The sequence below is a fragment of the Psychrobacillus sp. FSL K6-2365 genome (assembly GCF_038003165.1).
Classification (GTDB): Bacteria; Bacillota; Bacilli; order Bacillales_A; family Planococcaceae; genus Psychrobacillus; species Psychrobacillus psychrodurans.
This window is the reverse complement of the sequence record NZ_JBBOOO010000001.1, coordinates 2,697,173-2,716,685: the sequence shown is the minus strand read 5'-3', so window position 1 is coordinate 2,716,685 and position 19,513 is coordinate 2,697,173. Positions and strand designations below refer to the sequence as shown.

Sequence of the window (19,513 nt, the reverse complement as noted above, 5' to 3'; positions counted from 1 at the left end):
ATTACTAAAATATAATTACTTACGAAAAGTAATCTAATCAGAATAATATAGAGATACTATTATGTTTTAGAGAAATGAGGATTTAGAATGCAAAATGTGAAAGAAATATCAAATGATGTAGTGAATGTATTGAAAGATAAAATCCAAGTAATTAAAACCGACGAAAGTTCAATTTATCTAGTCGGACCAATACGTCTTCCAGTAAATTTAAATGGAAATACAGTTATATTTCAATGGTATAGCTGGTTAAATAGTGATGAATACACAGAAGACATCAAACAAATTATAAATAATTTATCTTCCTCTAACTTAGCTGAATACCAACAGTCCAGTGTGTTAGTATACGGAGATTTTAAAGAGGCGGAGCAGTCACTAATCCGTATGCACTCTATTTGTCACACGGGTGATATTTTTGGCAGTAAGCGTTGTGATTGTGGCTTCCAACTAAAACAGTCTATGCAAATGATTGTGAATAACGGAGCTGGCGCATTATTCTATTTAGCAAACCACGAAGGTAGAGGAATTGGTCTATTTAGTAAAGCAATGGCCTATATTCTACAAGAAAATGGTTCAGATACTGTAGAGGCAAATGAAAAACTTGGTTTTGTAGATGATTCTAGAAATTATAGCGATGCTATCGAGGTGTTAAAAGTATTGCGCACGAAACCAGTTACATTAATAACGAATAATCCAAAGAAAGTTAATGCTTTAAAGGATGCAGGCTTAGCAATAGAGGGGCGTACACCATTATGGGGAGACGTTTCGGAATACAACGAGAAATATTTACACACGAAAATAAATCGCTCTGGTCATATGGAGGAAGAAGGGACTTTTCAAAATGACTAGTCATGCATTTTATATGGATATTGCACTGCAAAATGCTAGAGCTATGAAAGGACAAACTGATCCTAATCCATTAGTAGGAGCAGTTATCGTCAATAACAACCGCATTGTTGGTATTGGTGCACATATGAAACCAGGAGAGCCACATGCGGAAATTCATGCAATCAGGATGGCAGGGGAGCATGCGAAGGGTGCTACTATTTATGTCACACTTGAACCCTGCTCGCATCACGGAAGAACAGGTCCATGTGCAGAAGCGATTGTAGATGCTGGAATAGAAAAGGTTGTCATTGCCACACTAGATCCGAATCCACTAGTATCTGGTCGAGGAGTGAAAATTTTAGAAGATGCTGGAATTAAAGTAATCTCAGGTATTCAGGAAGAAACTTCTAAAAGAATGAATGAAGTATTCAATAAATTTATCGTAACTGAAAAGCCTTTTGTCACTTTAAAATCGGGGATTACTTTAGATGGTAAAATTGCTTCTCATACTGCACATAGTAAATGGATTACGTCTGCAGATGCACGAGAGGATGTTCATCATCTTCGAAACGAGCATTTAGCTATTTTAGTTGGTGTTAATACAGTAATTGAGGATAACCCCGAACTAACTACTCGTATTGAAAATGGTCGCAATCCTATTCGAATAGTTCTTGATTCATCGTTGAAAATTCCATTAGATGCAAAGCTAGTTACCGATCAGTTAGCTGAAACATGGATTTTCACAAGTGCTAATTATGATAATGATAAAAAAGAAAAGCTTGCCAATCAGGGAGTTCAAATTTTCCATACTACTGGACTTAATCATGTCAATGTACAAGAGGTCGTTCAATTATTAGGCGAAAAATCTATATCCTCTTTATTAATCGAAGGTGGTGGGACGATAAATGCAGCATTTTTAGAAAATAAATTAATAGATAAAGCTGTTATTTATATTGCACCTAAGCTAATTGGTGGTAAAAATGCTCCAACATTTATGGAGGGTACTGGCTTTGACCTGATGAGTGATGCGGTAGAGCTTGTTGATACGGATATTCAAAAAATAGGGAAAGACTTTAAGTTTGTTGGTTATCCAACTTATGAATAAGGTGTAATGAATGAGGGATATTATATGAAATTTGGATTTGATATAGATGATACATTGATCAATTTAAGAGAACATGCTTTTCATATTTACAACGAAAAGTTAGGACAACAGGTGCAGTTAGATAAATTTCATGCGCTAAACAGAGTAGAAATACATGAGTTATTTGGAATGTCCGATGAAGCAGGTTCGAAAATGTGGAATGAAACATTGGAACAAATATATTACACGAATTGTCCTACTTATCCTGATGCTGTAGAAACTCTAGTAGCACTACAAGAACAAGGACATGAGGTTTATTATATAACAGCTAGACCGGCAGAACATCGGGAAAGAACGATGAAATGGCTAGCTGAACAGGGTTTTCCTGTCGTTGAGGAACGCTTTTATTGTGGCATGAAGGATCAAGCTAAAGTGAATATTATTCGAGACTTACAGTTGGATTATTATTTCGATGATAAGCCAGACGTATTAAATACTTTGACAGATGATACATTAAAAGTTTATGTTAAAACACAATCGTATAACCAACATCTTACTATTCCTAGGCTTACAAATTGGCTTGAACTAAAGCGAATTGTTGAAGAAAACAACGACAAAAAGCAATTCTAGAGTGAAATATGTTCTAACCCTTTTGTTCCTTTCATAAGTTGTCCTATAGAAGGAGGATGACTTATGGCAACAAGAACATGGGATGTAAAAGAGCAATTTCGATTTCCCCAAAGCTTTGGGGTTCCAAAGGAAATTAAAAATGTGGCAGTAACTCCTCAGTGTGAAATCGCAGAGAAGGAAGATTTTATCCAAGTAGTTGGTATATATCACATCACTTGCCACGTTAAGTTCGAGGAAGGTGAAGAGGAGCATCATGCTACTAGTGAATTCACAGAAATTGAGGATCTTGATTTGCAAGGTGAGGTTGGCTATTTTGAATATGCTGTACCAATGAGTATTGAAATTGGTAAAGACAAGTTAAAAGAAGGTTCCAAGCCAACAGTTCATGTGAACCATATTAACTCGAAACCTACTCAACAGATGGCTATTGAAGTTGGGTGGACAGTACATTGTGAATATGAGGAAGCTCCGGAACCAGAACCTACACCAGTTACACCTCTTGTAGAAGCAGAAAGTCCAAATCCTGCTGAGCCAATGGAAGTAAAAAATCCTCAAGGCGATGAATTTGAACTTCAATTTATATTAGATTTAGATGATGGATATTCTAAGCTCTCATTCCCATCAAATAATATTTTTGTAAAACAAAAAGCAGACGAATAGTAATAGGACCAGTAATATGATATCCCAAGTGGTGGGAACAATTAGCACTCGTATTAATTGAAATCCACAAATAGGGATACTAATATGCTTACAGTAGAAACGTGTTTTACGTAACCAATCAGGCAACAAATACGGATTATAACCTTTTCTCAATGTATTTCTCCTTTCACCATACTAGACTTGACGACATATAATAAAATCCTTTACAATAGGAACAACGTAAATAGTGATGCAATGAATGGGAAGAGTAAAATGATTTGGTTTTCAAAAGAAAGGAAACAATTTGCTGAAATGTTTCTGTCAACCACCATTTGAAGGTAGCCCACGAGCAGTATTTGTGAACCTAGAGTAGCAAATGCCGGTTTGAAGCCGTTATCGAATTGAGAGCGTGATGCGTTTTATTAGCATTCGCGAATAAAGGTGGTACCGCGAACAAACTCCTTCGTCCTTTAATGACGATAGGAGTTTTTTTATATTCTTTTTTAGGAGGAACAGACAATGACAAACGAGACAACGATGTCCACAAAGTATGATCCGCAGTCGATTGAAAAAGGTCGCTATGATTGGTGGCTTGAAGGGAAATACTTCGAAGCTCATCCAGAAAGCGATAAAGAACCTTATACGATCGTAATCCCACCACCAAATGTAACGGGTAAATTACATTTAGGTCATGCGTGGGATACTACATTACAAGATATTATTGTTCGCATGAAACGTATGCAAGGGTATGATGCACTATGGTTACCAGGTATGGACCATGCAGGTATCGCAACACAAGCAAAAGTGGAAGAAAAGCTGCGTTCTGAAAATATTACAAGATATGATTTAGGTCGTGAAAAATTTGTAGAAGAAACATGGAAGTGGAAAGAAGAATATGCTGGTCATATCCGTACACAATGGGCAAAACTAGGACTTGGCTTGGATTATTCACGTGAACGCTTCACATTAGACGAAGGATTATCAAATGCAGTAAAAGAAGTATTCGTAAAGCTGTATAACAAAGGATTAATCTACCGTGGCGAATATATTATCAACTGGGACCCAGCTACAAAAACAGCGCTATCTGATATCGAAGTAATTCACAAGGATGTACAGGGTGCATTCTATCATATGCATTACCCACTTACAGATGGTACTGGATCCATAGATGTTGCGACTACAAGACCAGAAACAATGTTAGGTGATACGGCAGTTGCAGTTCATCCAGAGGATGATCGTTACAAGCATTTAATCGGAAAAACAGTAAAACTTCCGATTATCGGTCGCGAGATCCCGATTGTAGGAGATGATTATGTAGATATGGAGTTTGGTAGTGGAGCAGTTAAAATTACACCTGCACATGACCCGAATGACTTTGAAATAGGAAACCGTCATAACTTACAACGTATTTTAGTGATGAATGAAGATGGAACGATGAATAAAAACGCTGCATCTTATGATGGTATGGATCGTTTTGAATGCCGTAAACAAATCGTAAAAGATTTACAAGATGCAGGTATCCTATTCAAAATTGAAGAGCATGCACATTCAGTAGGACATTCTGAGCGTAGTGGAGCAGTAGTTGAGCCTTATCTATCTACACAATGGTTCGTAAAAATGCAACCACTTGCTAAAGAAGCTATTAAACTTCAAGAAGCAGAAGGAAAAGTGAATTTTGTTCCGGACCGTTTTGAAAAAACTTACCTACGTTGGATGGAAAATATTCATGACTGGTGTATTTCACGCCAACTATGGTGGGGACATCGTATTCCTGCTTGGTATCACAAAGAAACTGGAGAAGTATATGTTGGTCATGAAGCTCCTGCAGATGCGGAAAACTGGAATCAAGACAACGATGTATTAGATACTTGGTTCTCCTCTGCATTATGGCCACTTTCTACATTAGGCTGGCCAGATGCTGAAAACGAAGAGTTCAAAAAGTATTATCCTACGAATGCACTTGTAACTGGTTATGATATTATATTCTTCTGGGTTTCTCGTATGATTTTCCAAGGTATAGAATTTACCGGTACTCGTCCATTTGATGATGTATTAATCCATGGTCTAGTTCGTGCAGAAGATGGAAGTAAAATGTCGAAATCTCTTGGGAACGGCATCGATCCAATGGATGTTATTGATCAATATGGTGCTGATTCACTTCGTTACTTCCTAAGTACTGGATCATCTCCTGGGCAGGATTTACGTTACTCTACAGAAAAAGTAGAGGCAGTATGGAACTTTGCTAACAAAATTTGGAATGCATCTCGTTTTGCATTAATGAATATGGATGGCTTGAAATTCGAAGAAATCAATTTAGATGGTAAAAAATCGGTTGCGGATGCATGGATTCTTACACGTTTAAATGAAACGATTGAGCAAGTAACAAGACTTTCGGAGCGCTACGAATTCGGTGAAGTTGGTCGTGCACTTTATAACTTCATTTGGGATGATTTCTGCGACTGGTATATCGAAATGGCAAAACTTCCCCTAAACGGTGAAGATGAAGCAGCAAAAAATATGACGCGCTCTGTGCTAGCTTATGTTTTAGACAATACTATGCGTTTGTTACACCCATTTATGCCATTCATCACAGAGGAAATCTGGCAAAACCTTCCGCATGAAGGGGAATCGATTACAGTTGCTGCTTGGCCGACTGTAAATGAGGCACTTTCCAATAAAGAAGAAGCGGATAATATGAAATTACTTTCTGAAATTATACGCTCCGTTCGTAATATTCGTTCGGAAGTACAAACACCAATGAGCAAGAAAGTACCATTATATGTATCAGCGAAGGATGCAAATACATTAGCAGTGTTAGAAGCAAATGCTAAGTATTTAGAACGCTTCTGTAATCCAGAACCACTTGTAATTGGATTAGATTTAGAAGCTCCAAATCAGTCCATGTCTGCTGTAGTTACAGGAGCGGTTTTATACCTACCATTACAGGGATTAATTGATATAGATGCTGAGAAAGCTCGCTTAACAAAAGAGTTAGAGAAATGGGCAAAAGAAGTAAAGTTAGTACAAGGAAAACTTTCTAATGAGCGCTTCGTTTCAAAAGCACCTGAAGCAGTAGTTGCAGAGGAACGTGCAAAAGAAGCGGACTATCTAGAAAAACACGCTGCTGTGTTGAAGCGTATGGAAGAATTGAATAGTCTATAAGAATGGAGCGCACACTCGTTAATCTGAGTGTGCGCTTATTTATATGGTGAAAAGTTTCTTCAGATTCTAGTGATTCTTCATTTCATTCTAGCGATTCTCATTTGTATTCTAGTGATTTTTCTCTACATTCGAGTGATTCTCGGAAACATTCTAGTGATTCTTATCATATGCCAAAAAAGAGAGGACGATTTAAATCTCGTCTCTCTCATTTTTTGTAAGTTTATTATTGATATATTCCATAATAGGTTCTGCAATATTTTGCTTAGTAGTTTCAAAATAGGACCTTGCACCAACGGGATCTTCTATTTCATTGAAAAGCCAACTCTCATCAGGTAAGAGTAAAAAATCGATACCAATATAATCACTTTTTAAAGCTTTAGCAATTTTCTCTACCTCTGTGCGTTGTTGTGAGTTAAGTGTATATTTTTCAACCGTTCCACCTAATGTGAAATTAGATTTAAAGCTATCTTTTGGACCGGTTCTTTTTACTGCACCCACTACTTCTTCACCAAGCATGAATATTCGAACATCGGTAGCATTTGTTTCTATATAATGTTGTGCGATAATCGTATTCTCGGAAAATGTATTAAAAAAAGTAGATGCCTCTTTTTCTGTGTGTACTAATTCGACTTGTTTTCCACCGTGACCATTTATCGTTTTTAGTACTACAGGATATTCTTTTATTTCAGAAACAGTTGTTATCTTTTTAGTTGGAACAGTTGCGATTCCTAGAAGTTGAACGAGCTGTATTGCTTTTAATTTGTCATTAGCAATAACATTCACTTCTGCACGATTGAACATTGGTATATTTCGTTGTTCTAATTTCTTTGATAATTGTGGATTTCTTGTACGGAAAAATATAAAATCTGCTTGTGGAATGGGCTCCTTGTCATCTACTACTGTTAAGGTATGCGAAAAAGTACTTGCAGCCTTTATTAATCGGTCGATAAAGCTACGATTTCGTTCTATTTCTGCCCTCTCGTATATGAGTAACCCTTTCATACAACAGCAGCTCCAATTTTTGATTGAATATAATCGATCATAGCATCTCCAACATTTATTCCTGTTACATTATAGATATTTCTAATATGGGCAACCCCATTTACTTCACAAACTAGAGGTTCTTCATTTTCCCCAAACAACAAATCGACTCCCGCGAACTCTGCGCCTAAAGCTTCCGCAGCTTGAATCGCCACATCTTTTTGTCTCTGTGTGAGAATAATAGGAGAGGCAGAGCCGCCATTTGTTATATTGGCACGGAAATCTGTTTGTGATTCACGGAGCATACATGCAACGACTTGCCCGCCCACTACATTTACACGGATATCTCTACCTTTACTATTTTCGATAAATTGTTGGAAGACATATTCAATACCTGCTAACTCCTCTACTTTTGCAAAGAACTGTTCCCTAGTTTCAATTAAATATACTTTCATACCAAATGAGCCGTGTGCCTCTTTAATAATCATAGGTAAAGGAAGTATTTGGAGTACCTGCTCGTAATAGCCCGATTCTTTAATAGAAAACCCTGGATACACTTTAGGTGCAACAATTGTTGTTGGCATTGGCACTTGAACATTTGCTAACATCATGTATTGCCTTGCTTTATTATCACAAATTTCAATTACGTTTGGATCATTAAATACTGGTATACCTTCGTTTTTCAAATACTGGGCAAGCAAAATATCTTTGTCAAGAAACACGACAAAATCTGGTTTGGCATGTAACTTTTGCTGGACATTCATTAGCAATTCATAATTTTTCACTAGAATGGCATGAATATCATGTCTGTCCGCAGCTTCTTTCAATAGAAGTGCTTGATCGATAAATTTATCATGTGTAAGACTACCGTTATAAACGATCCAACATGTTTGCATAATGAATGACCTCCACTAGTACGTGTTATAATGTGTTCACAAGAAGTTTAGCACGAAATTTAATCAGACGGAATAGGGTGAACTACGTGGAAATAAAAAATTTTAATAAATACAAAATAAAATGGAATATAGAAAGTGAAACGGTTATAAAACCAGGTCTTGAAACGATACAAGCTGCACTACAAAAACTTGGAAATCCCCAGGACAAGCATAAAGTGATTCATGTAGCTGGAACAAATGGTAAAGGATCTACTATTGCTTTTTTATCGGCGCTAGCAAAGGAACATAGCTTGTCCTACGCCTCGTTTACTAGCCCGAGTATCTTTGATGTCCATGATCAAATTCAGATAAATAGTATACCTGTTACAGAAAAACAAATGGATAAAGCATTTTTACATATGCAAAAACGTGGAATTAGTGGAATGTTAACAGATTTTGAATTACTAACCGTTACAGCCTTTGTTGTCTTTGAAGCGCTAGAATTAGATATTGTATTCATAGAGGCAGGTATGGGTGGAAGATTAGATAGTACAAATGTTATGAAAAAATCAGTGGCTGTTATACCTAGCATCTCCATAGATCATACAAATTTCTTAGGAGATACAATTGAAAAAATTAGTTGGCATAAAGCAGGAATCTTAAAGAATAATAGCCAATTAGTTATAGGGTCCTTTTTAGATTCAGCAAAAACTGTCGTGTATAAAGAAGTGGAAGATAAAAAAGCTGATGTCATTGAGTACAGTGAAAATTTTCATATAAAAAATCATCAATATACTTATAAAGAATATTCATTTTCTAATTTAAGTCCTCAAATGATAGGAATGCACCAACAATCAAATATGGCTATAGCCATTACAGCATTATTAATAAGTGGTTTTAAACTAGTAGAACCTAATGTGCAAGCAGCTGTGAAAAAAGCAAGATTGCCAGGTAGAATGGAGAAAATAAGGGATAACCTTTATTTGGACGGTGCTCATAATCTAGCGAGTATTGATGCATTGGTGAAAACTATTAATGAAAATTTCTTTAACAAAAATATACATTTTATAGTAGGGATTTTAAAAGATAAGGATTATGTCTATATGTTAAGGAAGTTAGAGGAAATTGCTAGTTCTTTTGAATTTGTAAACTTCCAACACGAAAGAGCTTTAAATGCTAATATTTTGTATAAACACTGTACGCATAGTGTAAAGAGTATAACTTTAGATGCATATGAAGTTGATTTGCTTAAGGATTTTGAAAATGATGTTACAATAGTCACTGGCTCTTTTTATTTCATCGCTGAATTGAAGGAAAAAACAGGAATTTAGTATTTGAAACTTTCAGAGAACTTAGTGATATAATAATTTAAGTAAAAATATGTATATAGTAGTAGTTATTTAGATAGAAAGGAGATTAATAGTCAGATGAATTTTACAAAAAAAGCACAAAGAATTATGTTTGCTTTGTGGCTATTATTTGTTCCGCCTGGAACTCTCTTAATGTATTTATATTCTCCCACTAGACCTGGTGAATGGGAAGGTTACGGAGCTTTTTTACTGTTAGCGTTACTTTCAAGTATTTTTCCATTTTTTATAGCTGGAACTACTTTTGTTTTGGTCATATGGGTTCAAATTGCAATCTTTTTAAAGTATGGAATTTTAGCGGAGCTTATCTCTATGCAAATTTGTATGATACCGCTTTCATATCATTTGAAAATTTCCAGAGACTCCTTATATAAATATTTTTTTAATTCGTTTATGTTTTTTTCCCTTTCTGTCATATGCGGTACTTTAATAGTCTTATTAGGCTATGAAATAGGTAGTGTAAGAATAAGGGATGTAATTATGTATGGTTCTATTTTTGCGATATCTTATTTAATAATCAATCATCTGTTCCTTTATATGAGGGAATATTTATGTAATATGAAAGTTATATTTTTCTCGAAAGATTTCTACTGGGAATTTGCATGTCTGTTTATAACATTACCGTTTGGTTTAGGTTTATATCTATTTGAACACTCCACGGGTAATACTGCCTTGTGGTTATTAGGACTACCCTTAATATCGATCACATTGTTAATACGTATGTATAGTGATTCCGAAAAAGTAAATGCCGATTTAAATGAGGCAAGTGAATTTGGACATCAGCTTGCGGAGCGCATGACTTCGACAGAAATATTGGATATGTTCTTGAAAAGATTATCTGATATGTTCCCATTCAATGCGGGGTACATTGTAGATAATGTTGAAAATAATTTTTTTGTTTTACGAGCAAGGGAAGACGGAGAAAATAAAGAACTAGAATATGTACATGATGATATAAAATATAGCCTTGCTGGTAAAGGATATGAAAAAGGAGAACCAATTCTTTACAATAAGCAGACAGAATGGACACATATGAAACCGCCTTTTTTAGCAGATGATATGCAAAGTGTCATGTGTGTGCCTATCTATAGAAATCAAAGAATTGAAGGTGTTCTTGTTTTGGCTGCAAGAGAGAAGTTTGCATTTGAATCGTATCAACTAAAAATTGTCCATCTTCTTTGCTCCTATTTTGCTGTTTCATTAGAAAAAGCTAGGTATGTAAAAGAAGCAGTAGAGAAAAGTGAAATTTGCGATCTAACGAAGATTTATAATTATAGGTATTTAGACAAGCAATTGAAGTTAGATATCTCAAGATTGAATAATGGAGCTTTTAGAACAGTTTCCCTAATCATGATGGATATCGATAAATTTAAAGCTGTCAATGATACGTATGGCCACCATAGTGGAAATATTATCTTACAGGAATTTGCAAATATTATTAAAGAGGAAATTGGTTCCAGTGGGACGGTTGGAAGATACGGCGGAGAAGAATTCGTTATTATCTTACCTAATTATTCAAAATTGCAGGCGATGAATGTAGCAGAGCAACTTCGAAGAAAAATTGAGCAAACTCCATTTATGGTACCTCTCGATTTAGGAGAAATATCACGAGAAGAAATAATATTCATTACCGCAAGTATTGGTGTTTCTACGGCACCAGAAGACAGTGACGAAGGACTGTCTTTACTTCGAAATGCAGACCGTGCCTTGTATATTGGAGCGAAGCAAGCGGGTAGGAATCGAGTTGCGGAGTATGTGAGATAGATGTTATAGTGATAGTGAATTAGGACCAATTAGATTAAGCTAATTGGTTTTTTTTTATTAGAAATAACAAACTGATAGGCAAAGGGAATGAAAAAAATGATAAATAAAGTAAGTAAACATTTCAATAATAAAGGCTTAACACTAGTCGAAGTTCTAGTATCCATCATTCTAATCTCGTTAGTTTTGTTTACATTTTTTTCATTTTTAATTCAATCTGCAAAAACTGGGAAAACTTCAGAAGAAGTAGTGGATGGAACATACTTAGCGCAACTAGAAATGGAAAAATTATATGAGGTAAGTAGAAAAGGAGATTTCAACTCTGGTATCGATGAAATAGTAGATAGTTTAAAATATAAACAAATTACTTCAACTACACAGGATGAATATGTATTTGAAAAGAGTATTGATGGTAAATACATTAAGTTGAAATTAAAAGAACATTCATATCCAGGAATGTCGTATTTAGTTATAGAAGTTTTTGACCAGGAAAATGGAACAAGGCCTAGAGCTAAAATGGAAACTATTTTAGAATGGGGGTCATAATTGATGTGGAAACAATGGAATAACGAGAAGGGTATCACGCTCGTTGAACTTCTTGCAGCTGTTGTACTTGCTAGTATAGTAATGTTATTAGTTTTCAGTGTGCTGATGTCGGGTACCAAACAATACAAAGGTCAACTTGAAAAAAACAACCAACTAACGGATATTTCTTATGCATTAAAAATGATTACAAAAGATATTAGAAAGACAAAGGAACCTCAAATAATAAGTGTTAGTGAAATAGAGCTGAACGGCATTAATTATTCAAAAGTTGGCAATACGATTACTAGAAATGGTGATGTTATTGCTCGCAACATTGAAATATTTAAAGTTAAGGATAATTATGGCACAGAACATTATGATGAAAAAAATATTAAATGGTTTATTGAAGTAAAGAGTTTAGACCAGAAAGAAACCAAAAAGACTGAAATTTATCTAAGGAAAGGAGATGAATAAGTTTGAAGTCCAATAACGAGGGAAATCTCAGACTATTAAATGCTAGAGGTTTTACGCTCTTAAGTGTATTAATGTTAGTAGTTCTAATTACTGTTCTAGGAGTAAGTATACTAGCAGTAACGAGTAATAGCTTGAAATTATCTGCAAATGAACGGACTGATCAATCTACGTTTTATATAGCCGAAGCTGGTATTGTTGTTGCTAGAAAAGATACGGAGAATAAATTGCAACAAGCCTATAGTAATGCTTATAATGAGACGCTTAAGGATTATAAGAAAGCAGAAGAAGATTACTTTCGGAAACCTATTAAAGAGCAAACAGGGTTTATATTTCATTTTGCAGGTGTATTAGAAAAGTATTACGCAGAATATGTGGGAAAAGTTCTACCTGAATCATGGAGTATACATTCTGATAGTGAAAGTTACAAAAGCAGATTTAAATTTGAATCTAATTATAGTGAGGGTAATTCAAAAATTACTCCGATTGCAAGAGTACTAGTCACTAGAGAGAGTGAAAGTGATGAGGAAGTAGAATATAATCTGACTTCAATTGGTACGATTGGCAACAAGGAGCGTACCGTATCCCAGAAACTAATCGTCAATCTAAAAGTAGGAAACTTGGGGGAACCAGGAACACCAGGAACTCCGGGAACTCCAGGGACACCTGGTCATGGCGGAGGGCCAGTAGAAGGTTTGCCAGAAGATACAGCTATAATTGTGAAGAATGGAATAAAAATAAAAAGTTCAACGGTTATAGGGAATATTGGTACTTTGAAATCAGGTACTGGAAGTATAGTTATAGATTGGGGGGTACCAACTGTAAATGGGGAGTTTTATGTACCAAGTGGCTCGGAAACGACAGCATTAACAAAACCAGGACAAATGGGGTTTACCACTAAAGTAAATGGAGGAGCGGCAGGAACTATTCCAGAACTACCTTCATTCCCTTCTCCACCAATCTATACTTCTTTAGGTAACTATACACCTCTTGACTATGGATCTTCTTCCTTAAGAGTGCAAAATAATGCATCAATAGGAAATTTGAAAGTTTCTGGGAGTCATACTTTAACAATAGATATAGGAGACGAGGATAAAGAACTTGTTCTAGACAACTTAGAAATAAGTGGTGATGCACAAGTAATTATTAAAGGAACTGGGAAGTTAACACTACATGTAAAAAATAAACTTTATATTACAGGCAGCGGGAAGTTTAATGTACAATCCTCTAACAAAAATGCAGAAATCTTTTATTCAGGAAATGAAGTTCTTGGTAAGAACTTTGGTGGAGGGGCAGAAATACATGCTTCTATATATGCCATGAGAGCAAATGTAGATATCTCCTCAAGTACGAAAGTATATGGGAATATTCTTTCTGGTGGTAGTTCATTTATTGTACGTGGGGAGGGAAAGGTAGGTCCTTCCTTATACTTTGCTCCTAATGCACATTTTGAAGTTAGAAATAGTGGGAAAGTAACCGGAACAATTATTGGTAATTCTATTAGTATGGAGGGAGAGGGATTAGTTCGTTATGGAGAACCTCAATTTACTACTTGGGTTCCTGGAATTCCTAGTACACCAGGTACGCCTGGGACACCTCCAACAGAATCCAAAAATCCTGAATTAACAAAAACAGAACCATTAATTGAAATCTAGTATCCCTGCCTAGGTCGGAATCATCACCATAAATAATTCTAAAGACTTATCTTTATTTTCGATTAATAAAACTAAAGTTTTAGTTTTATTTTGGTGATTTGTTAATTTTAAATGAACTTATGAAAAAAGTCATATACAATAGGTGGCGCTATATTGTATTATGATTACAATAAATATTAAACTTAAACTAAATAGAGTAAGTATTAATCGGAGGAATGATTATGAAAATACTCACAAAAAACTTCATCTTTATATGTTTCATTACATTGTTTATCTATGTATTGTTACCAAATAATAATCTAACATTCTTATCCGTAGACGCTGAATCAATAAGTTCAACTATAGGTGGGGTAGAAATAGGAGATTTAGAGGGAGAAGAAATAACTAATCACCTGAAAAAAGCTATAGAAAATTGGAAGAGAGATAGCGAGATTTTGATAGAAGGTGTGGGTGTACATTTACCTATAGATTCTACTTTTTTTGTTTTTGATGTGGAAGCTTCTGTAAATGAATATATAAATATTACTGAAAAGCCATGGTATGCTTTTTGGAAATCAGATTCAATCGTACATATACCTCTCCAACTTACATTAGAGCCTGAACTGATAACTACTATAGAAGAGAATTCACAATTGGATACGGAAAAGACAATAAATAACATCAAGCAGCAAGTAAGCATGTTATCAGAGGAACCTATCGAAGCTGTTTTAATGGACTTGTCAGCTCTGGAATCTGAGCGTATTGCTTTTTCAATTGAAGAAGTTTCTGTAAATCTAGCAGGTTTATCAGAGGTTACAGAAGCGTTGAATGACCAGGTCATTTCTACTGGAGAAGTTTTTTCTTTTTTAAATCAAACTAGTGAAATAAGCAATTCTTTTAGTGATGAGACTGCAGATTTTATTGGTTCAATGTTATACAGCCTCATTCTACAAACAGATTTTGATATTGTGGAAAGGCATTCCCAAGGAGTAATTCCACCTTACTTAGAACCGGGAATAGAAGCAGATATTGACCTCTCGCTTAACAAAGATATAAAGTTTGTAAATAATAATAGTCCTGCACTATTAAAAGTAAGTTTAAAAGATTCGAGCTTGTTAATCGAACTATATTCACTTTCTAATAAAACAATTAGTAAGTATGAGGTTCGTGATAGCCAAGTTGTTAAACCAAGAACAATTTATCGCTACTCTCCAGATTTAAAACCGGATGAGGAAAGCCTCATACAAGAAGGTTCTACTGGATTGAGGGTGACCATTTATCGTGTTGTTTCAGATAAAAAAGGACCGTTTAATAAAGAAGAGAATATCGGTGAGGACTACTATCCACCGACACATCGAATTATATTAAAATCATCTATCGCTTCTGAAGCTGTTACGAAGGACCCTGACTTGGAAATAGATTTGAATGGGGACGGATTAGCAGATATGAATGCAAATGAATCTACTAACTTTACGAAACCTGAAAAAGATTCTGAGAATCCAACCATAGAAGAGGATTCGGATACGTTGCCAGAGGGTAGTTATTATGATAAGGCAGGAAATATTATTTCAACAAAGTAGTAATAATGAATTATAGAGTTAAGGGTGGGAGTGTATTGAAAAAAAACACACGTAAACTACTTGGAGATTTATTAGTAGAATCAAGCGTAATAGGATATGAACAACTTGAATATGCCTTAACTCATAAAAACAAAAATGAGAAATTAGGTGATTATTTAATAAGTGAAAATTTAATCACTGAACAACAACTCATAGAAGTATTAGAATTCCAATTAGGTATTCCGCATGTAAATCTAAATCAATACTCAATTGATCCTGAACTTATCCAATTAGTACCTAAGGAATTAGCGAAAAGAACAAATATAATGCCTCTGAAAAAAACTAAAAATAGGTTGTTAATAGCTATGGCTGATCCTATGGATTATTTCGCTATCGAAGAAGTACGCATGGCGACAGGATGTCAAATTGAGACAAGTATTGCTGCGAAAGATGATTTATATCGAACAATAACTAAGTACTATGATTTACAAGAATCAATGGATCAAGCTTTAATAGACATGACACCGACAGAAATAGAAAAAGACAACCAAATTCTGGATGAAGATTCCCCCATTGTTCGGTTAGTGAATCAGATTATCGTAAATGGAGTGGCGCAACGTTCTAGTGATATACATTTTGATCCACAAGAGACAGAGCTTAGAGTTAGATATCGTATTGATGGAATGTTAAAAACAGAGCGGGCACTTCCTAAATATATGCAAAATGTTATTTTGGCTCGCATTAAAATTATGGGTAACCTCAATATTACAGAGAACAGAGTACCACAAGATGGACGTATTAAAATGACGGTTAATATGAGGGCAATAGATATTCGACTTTCTACATTACCAACCATCTATGGTGAAAAAGTTGTTATGCGAATTCTAGACATGGGTAATGCGTTAAATGACTTAAACAAATTAGGCTTCAATGATAAAAACTTAACGGCATTTACTAAAATGATTGAACATCCGAATGGAATTGTTCTACTTACGGGACCAACTGGATCAGGAAAATCCTCCACGTTGTATGCGGCTTTAAATAAACTCAATGATGAAAATGTAAATATCATCACTGTGGAAGATCCGGTTGAGTATCAATTAGAAGGTATCAACCAAATACAAGTACGAGATGAGGTTGATCTTACTTTTGCGGTCGGACTTCGGTCCATATTACGCCAAGATCCAGATATTGTAATGGTCGGAGAAATAAGAGACTTAGAAACCGCTCAAATTGCTGTTAGAGCCTCTTTAACAGGACATTTGGTATTAAGTACACTTCATACAAATAGTGCAGTTGAGTCCGTTTCAAGATTAAGAGACATGGGTATTGAGCCGTTTTTACTGTCATCATCATTGGTAGGTATAGTGGCGCAACGTCTAGTAAGAAAAGTTTGTAGAGATTGTGGAGTATATATTGAACCAAACGGAAGGGAAATAGAAATTTTCTCAGAACATGGAATGACGGTGGAAAAAGTCCGTCGAGGAAAAGGGTGTCCGGCTTGTAATCAGACGGGATATCGAGGAAGACTTGCAATCCACGAAGTATTAATAGTAGATTCTCTTGTAAAAGATATAATCCTAACAGGAAAAAGCCCAGCTCATTTGAGAAATCATATGAAGAATACTGGATATTTAAGTTTACTAGAAGATGGATTGTTGAAAGTAAAAGAAGGTCTTACAACAACAGAAGAAGTTCTTCGTGTAGCTATAGTTAACTGAGGTGAGTTAAATGGAATTCGATATCATTCAATTATTAGAAAAAACCTTTCAAGATAAAGCTTCAGATTTACATTTAACAGTAGGAGTAACTCCAGTTTTTCGTGTGAATGGAAAACTAAAATCTTATGGAGATTATTTATTAAAAAAATTGGATACGAAAAGAATGTTAGAAGAGTTGTTATCTCCAGACAAGATGATAGAGTTCGAATTAAAGGGAGAAATAGATTTCAGTTATGCTTTACCTGAACAATGTCGCTTTCGTATTAATGCATACCGCCAACAAAACCATATAGCTATTGCCATAAGAATGATTGAATCTCAGATTCCCTCAATAGAATCTTTAGGTATGCCCAATATACTTTATACACTTGCCGATAAACCTCAAGGGCTTATTTTAGTGACAGGTCCTACTGGTTCTGGTAAATCTACTACTTTAGCTTCAATGATAGACTATATAAATTCTACTACATCTAAGCATATAATCACTCTAGAAGATCCAATTGAATATGTGCATAAACACAAAAAATCTATTATCAATCAGAGAGAAATAGGGTCTGATACTCAAAGTTTTTCGAATGGATTAAGAGCTGCTTTACGACAAGACCCAGACGTGATTCTTGTAGGAGAAATGCGAGATTTAGAAACGATATCTACTGCAATAACAGCTGCAGAGACAGGGCATTTAGTCATGGCGACTCTTCATACTAGCAGTGCACCAACAACCATTGATCGAATTATTGATGTATTTCCCCCTCATCAACAAGGTCAAATTAGAATACAACTAGCAAACGTACTGCAAGGAATTGTTTCGCAGAGATTATTTATTAGTAAAAATGAAACTAGCCGTGTAGCTGCTACTGAAATTCTCATGCAAACACCATCCGTTGCGAATCTAATACGTAATGAAAAAGTGCATCAAATACAAAATGTTATGCAAACAAGTCGCGCTCTCGGTATGCACACACTAGAAACATCTATACAGCAATTAATCACAGCTGGCAAGATTTCTATAGATGTTGCACGACCCTATTTGAACGTTGGTGATTTCTAATGGTAGTTTATAAGTATATTGGTAGGACTTCCAGGGGGACCGTAAAAAAAGGTGTTGTGGATGCTTCTAATAAGCAGATGGCTATGACAAAATTACGGACTCAAGGAATAAATCCTCGGGAAATAGAGGAATCAAAAAGTATTTTTCATAAGGAACTGTCTTTAGGTGGTAAAGTGCGCAATCAGGACTTTGTAGTATACAGTCGACAATTTGCCACTCTCATTAGAGCTGGGGTATCCATTTTAGAATCTACTAAAATTTTAGCAGAACAAACTTCAAGTAAGCCATTGAAAAAAGGTTTACAGGCTGTGGAAGAGGATGTACGTTCAGGTGTGTCTTTTTCGGACGCAGCGGCTAAAAATTCAAAAGTGTTCCCTGCTTTGTTTGTAAATATGATTCGAGCAGGTGAAGCTACTGGAAATCTAGATGAATCCCTGGAACGGTTGGCATTTTCTTATGAAAAACAGTTTAATTTGAAAAAAAAGGTTCAATCTACGTTGGCATATCCTGTGGTTTTATTATTTCTCACGCTAGTTGTTTCGGTATTTTTAATGCTTACAATAGTTCCGCAGTTTGTATCAATGTTTGAAGATATGGGAGCAGAATTACCTATGATAACAAGATTGGTTATGGGGGTAAGTGAATCCCTTCAATCTTTCTGGTATATATTCTTGATATTTTTCTTAATTATAGCTATTATTTTTAACTTTTTATTTAAGAAAAATGAACAATTCAATTATTCAGTTCATTTACTATTACTGAAAGTACCTATATTTGGTAAGTTACTTCAAAAGTCTGCGATTGCTCGTATGACCAGAACACTATCTTCACTTTTCAGCAGTTCAGTGCCTATCTTGCAAGCATTAACAATTGTTGAAAAAGTAATGGGAAATCCAGTCGTTGGTAAGGTTGTAAGAGAATCGAGGACAAGCCTTGAACAAGGGAGTACATTATCAGCCCCTCTAGCAAAGAGTTGGATATTTCCACCGTTAGTTACTCAAATGACATCGATAGGGGAATCCACAGGGTCTCTTGACTATATGCTTGAAAAAATAGCAGACTTTTACGAGGATGATGTCGACCGTACTGTAGATACGCTGAAGGCACTAATAGAACCGCTAATGATTGTGTTTTTAGCTGCCATTATAGGGACAATCGTCATGGCCATTATGATACCAATGTTCAGTATGTATGAACAAATTTAATATATTGCTATTTGAAGGAGGTG

At 35.3% G+C, this 19,513-nt stretch carries 16 protein-coding genes and 1 other annotated feature; of the genes, 14 read left to right on the top strand and 2 right to left on the bottom strand.

Annotated elements, in window-relative coordinates; genetic code table 11:
* The first annotated feature begins 87 nt into the window (after positions 1 to 87).
* The 5 genes from MKY29_RS13555 (at position 88) to MKY29_RS13535 (ending at position 6,340) form a co-directional block, all read left to right on the top strand.
* Entirely contained in the window at positions 88 to 846 is a 759-nt protein-coding gene (locus MKY29_RS13555) for a GTP cyclohydrolase II (RefSeq protein ID WP_093496505.1), read from the top strand.
* Positions 839 to 1,930 carry a bifunctional diaminohydroxyphosphoribosylaminopyrimidine deaminase/5-amino-6-(5-phosphoribosylamino)uracil reductase RibD gene (ribD, locus tag MKY29_RS13550; RefSeq protein WP_340880073.1) on the top strand — a complete coding sequence of 364 codons (1,092 nt, stop codon included), beginning with the start codon at positions 839 to 841 and terminating at the stop codon, positions 1,928 to 1,930. The genes MKY29_RS13555 and ribD overlap by 8 nt, the downstream gene beginning before the upstream one ends.
* Positions 1,931 to 1,954: 24 nt before the next feature.
* The gene (locus MKY29_RS13545) at positions 1,955 to 2,539 is read left to right on the top strand and encodes a 5' nucleotidase, NT5C type (RefSeq protein ID WP_093496507.1); all 585 of its coding nucleotides are present in this window, start codon (positions 1,955 to 1,957) and stop codon (positions 2,537 to 2,539) included.
* A gap of 63 nt (positions 2,540 to 2,602) precedes the next feature.
* Positions 2,603 to 3,199: a hypothetical protein gene (locus tag MKY29_RS13540; protein WP_093496508.1), complete on the top strand. Its 597-nt coding sequence runs from the start codon at positions 2,603 to 2,605 to the stop codon at positions 3,197 to 3,199.
* Between the two features lie 225 nt (positions 3,200 to 3,424).
* Positions 3,425 to 3,652 (top strand) — a binding site (T-box leader).
* A 45-nt stretch (positions 3,653 to 3,697) separates the two neighbouring features.
* Positions 3,698 to 6,340, top strand: coding sequence for a valine--tRNA ligase (locus tag MKY29_RS13535; protein ID WP_340880072.1), 2,643 nt, complete (start codon positions 3,698 to 3,700; stop codon positions 6,338 to 6,340).
* 189 nt (positions 6,341 to 6,529) lie between these two features.
* On the opposite strand, the gene MKY29_RS13530 is transcribed toward MKY29_RS13535, so the two are convergent.
* Both MKY29_RS13530 and MKY29_RS13525 read right to left on the bottom strand, forming a co-directional pair.
* The gene (locus MKY29_RS13530; RefSeq protein ID WP_340880071.1) at positions 6,530 to 7,342 is read right to left on the bottom strand and encodes an ATP-grasp domain-containing protein; all 813 of its coding nucleotides are present in this window, start codon (positions 7,340 to 7,342) and stop codon (positions 6,530 to 6,532) included.
* Entirely contained in the window at positions 7,339 to 8,217 is an 879-nt protein-coding gene (locus MKY29_RS13525) for an ATP-grasp domain-containing protein (RefSeq protein WP_340880070.1), read from the bottom strand. Before MKY29_RS13525 ends, MKY29_RS13530 begins: the two co-directional genes overlap by 4 nt.
* Before the next feature lie 86 nt (positions 8,218 to 8,303).
* Between MKY29_RS13525 and MKY29_RS13520 the strand changes: the two genes are divergently transcribed.
* The 9 genes from MKY29_RS13520 (at position 8,304) to MKY29_RS13480 (ending at position 19,490) form a co-directional block, all read left to right on the top strand.
* Complete coding sequence (locus MKY29_RS13520; protein WP_340880069.1) at positions 8,304 to 9,527, top strand: bifunctional folylpolyglutamate synthase/dihydrofolate synthase; 1,224 nt, start codon at positions 8,304 to 8,306, stop codon at positions 9,525 to 9,527.
* 96 nt (positions 9,528 to 9,623) lie between these two features.
* Positions 9,624 to 11,327: a sensor domain-containing diguanylate cyclase gene (locus MKY29_RS13515; protein WP_093496513.1), complete on the top strand. Its 1,704-nt coding sequence runs from the start codon at positions 9,624 to 9,626 to the stop codon at positions 11,325 to 11,327.
* A gap of 96 nt (positions 11,328 to 11,423) precedes the next feature.
* Entirely contained in the window at positions 11,424 to 11,870 is a 447-nt protein-coding gene (locus tag MKY29_RS13510) for a type IV pilus modification PilV family protein (protein ID WP_340880068.1), read from the top strand.
* Between the two features lie 3 nt (positions 11,871 to 11,873).
* Positions 11,874 to 12,323 carry a PilW family protein gene (locus MKY29_RS13505; RefSeq protein WP_340880067.1) on the top strand — a complete coding sequence of 150 codons (450 nt, stop codon included), beginning with the start codon at positions 11,874 to 11,876 and terminating at the stop codon, positions 12,321 to 12,323.
* Between the two features lie 2 nt (positions 12,324 to 12,325).
* Positions 12,326 to 13,975, top strand: a complete 1,650-nt coding sequence (locus MKY29_RS13500) for a pilus assembly PilX N-terminal domain-containing protein (RefSeq protein ID WP_340880066.1) — start codon at positions 12,326 to 12,328, stop codon at positions 13,973 to 13,975.
* Positions 13,976 to 14,196: 221 nt separating this feature from the next.
* Positions 14,197 to 15,534 carry a VanW family protein gene (locus MKY29_RS13495; protein WP_340880065.1) on the top strand — a complete coding sequence of 446 codons (1,338 nt, stop codon included), beginning with the start codon at positions 14,197 to 14,199 and terminating at the stop codon, positions 15,532 to 15,534.
* Positions 15,535 to 15,569: 35 nt separating this feature from the next.
* Complete coding sequence (locus MKY29_RS13490) at positions 15,570 to 17,234, top strand: GspE/PulE family protein (RefSeq protein WP_093496518.1); 1,665 nt, start codon at positions 15,570 to 15,572, stop codon at positions 17,232 to 17,234.
* Positions 17,235 to 17,244: 10 nt separating this feature from the next.
* Positions 17,245 to 18,285: a type IV pilus twitching motility protein PilT gene (locus MKY29_RS13485; protein ID WP_340880064.1), complete on the top strand. Its 1,041-nt coding sequence runs from the start codon at positions 17,245 to 17,247 to the stop codon at positions 18,283 to 18,285.
* Between the two features lie 83 nt (positions 18,286 to 18,368).
* Positions 18,369 to 19,490, top strand: a complete 1,122-nt coding sequence (locus MKY29_RS13480) for a type II secretion system F family protein (protein ID WP_340880063.1) — start codon at positions 18,369 to 18,371, stop codon at positions 19,488 to 19,490.
* The last annotated feature ends 23 nt before the right edge of the window (positions 19,491 to 19,513 follow it).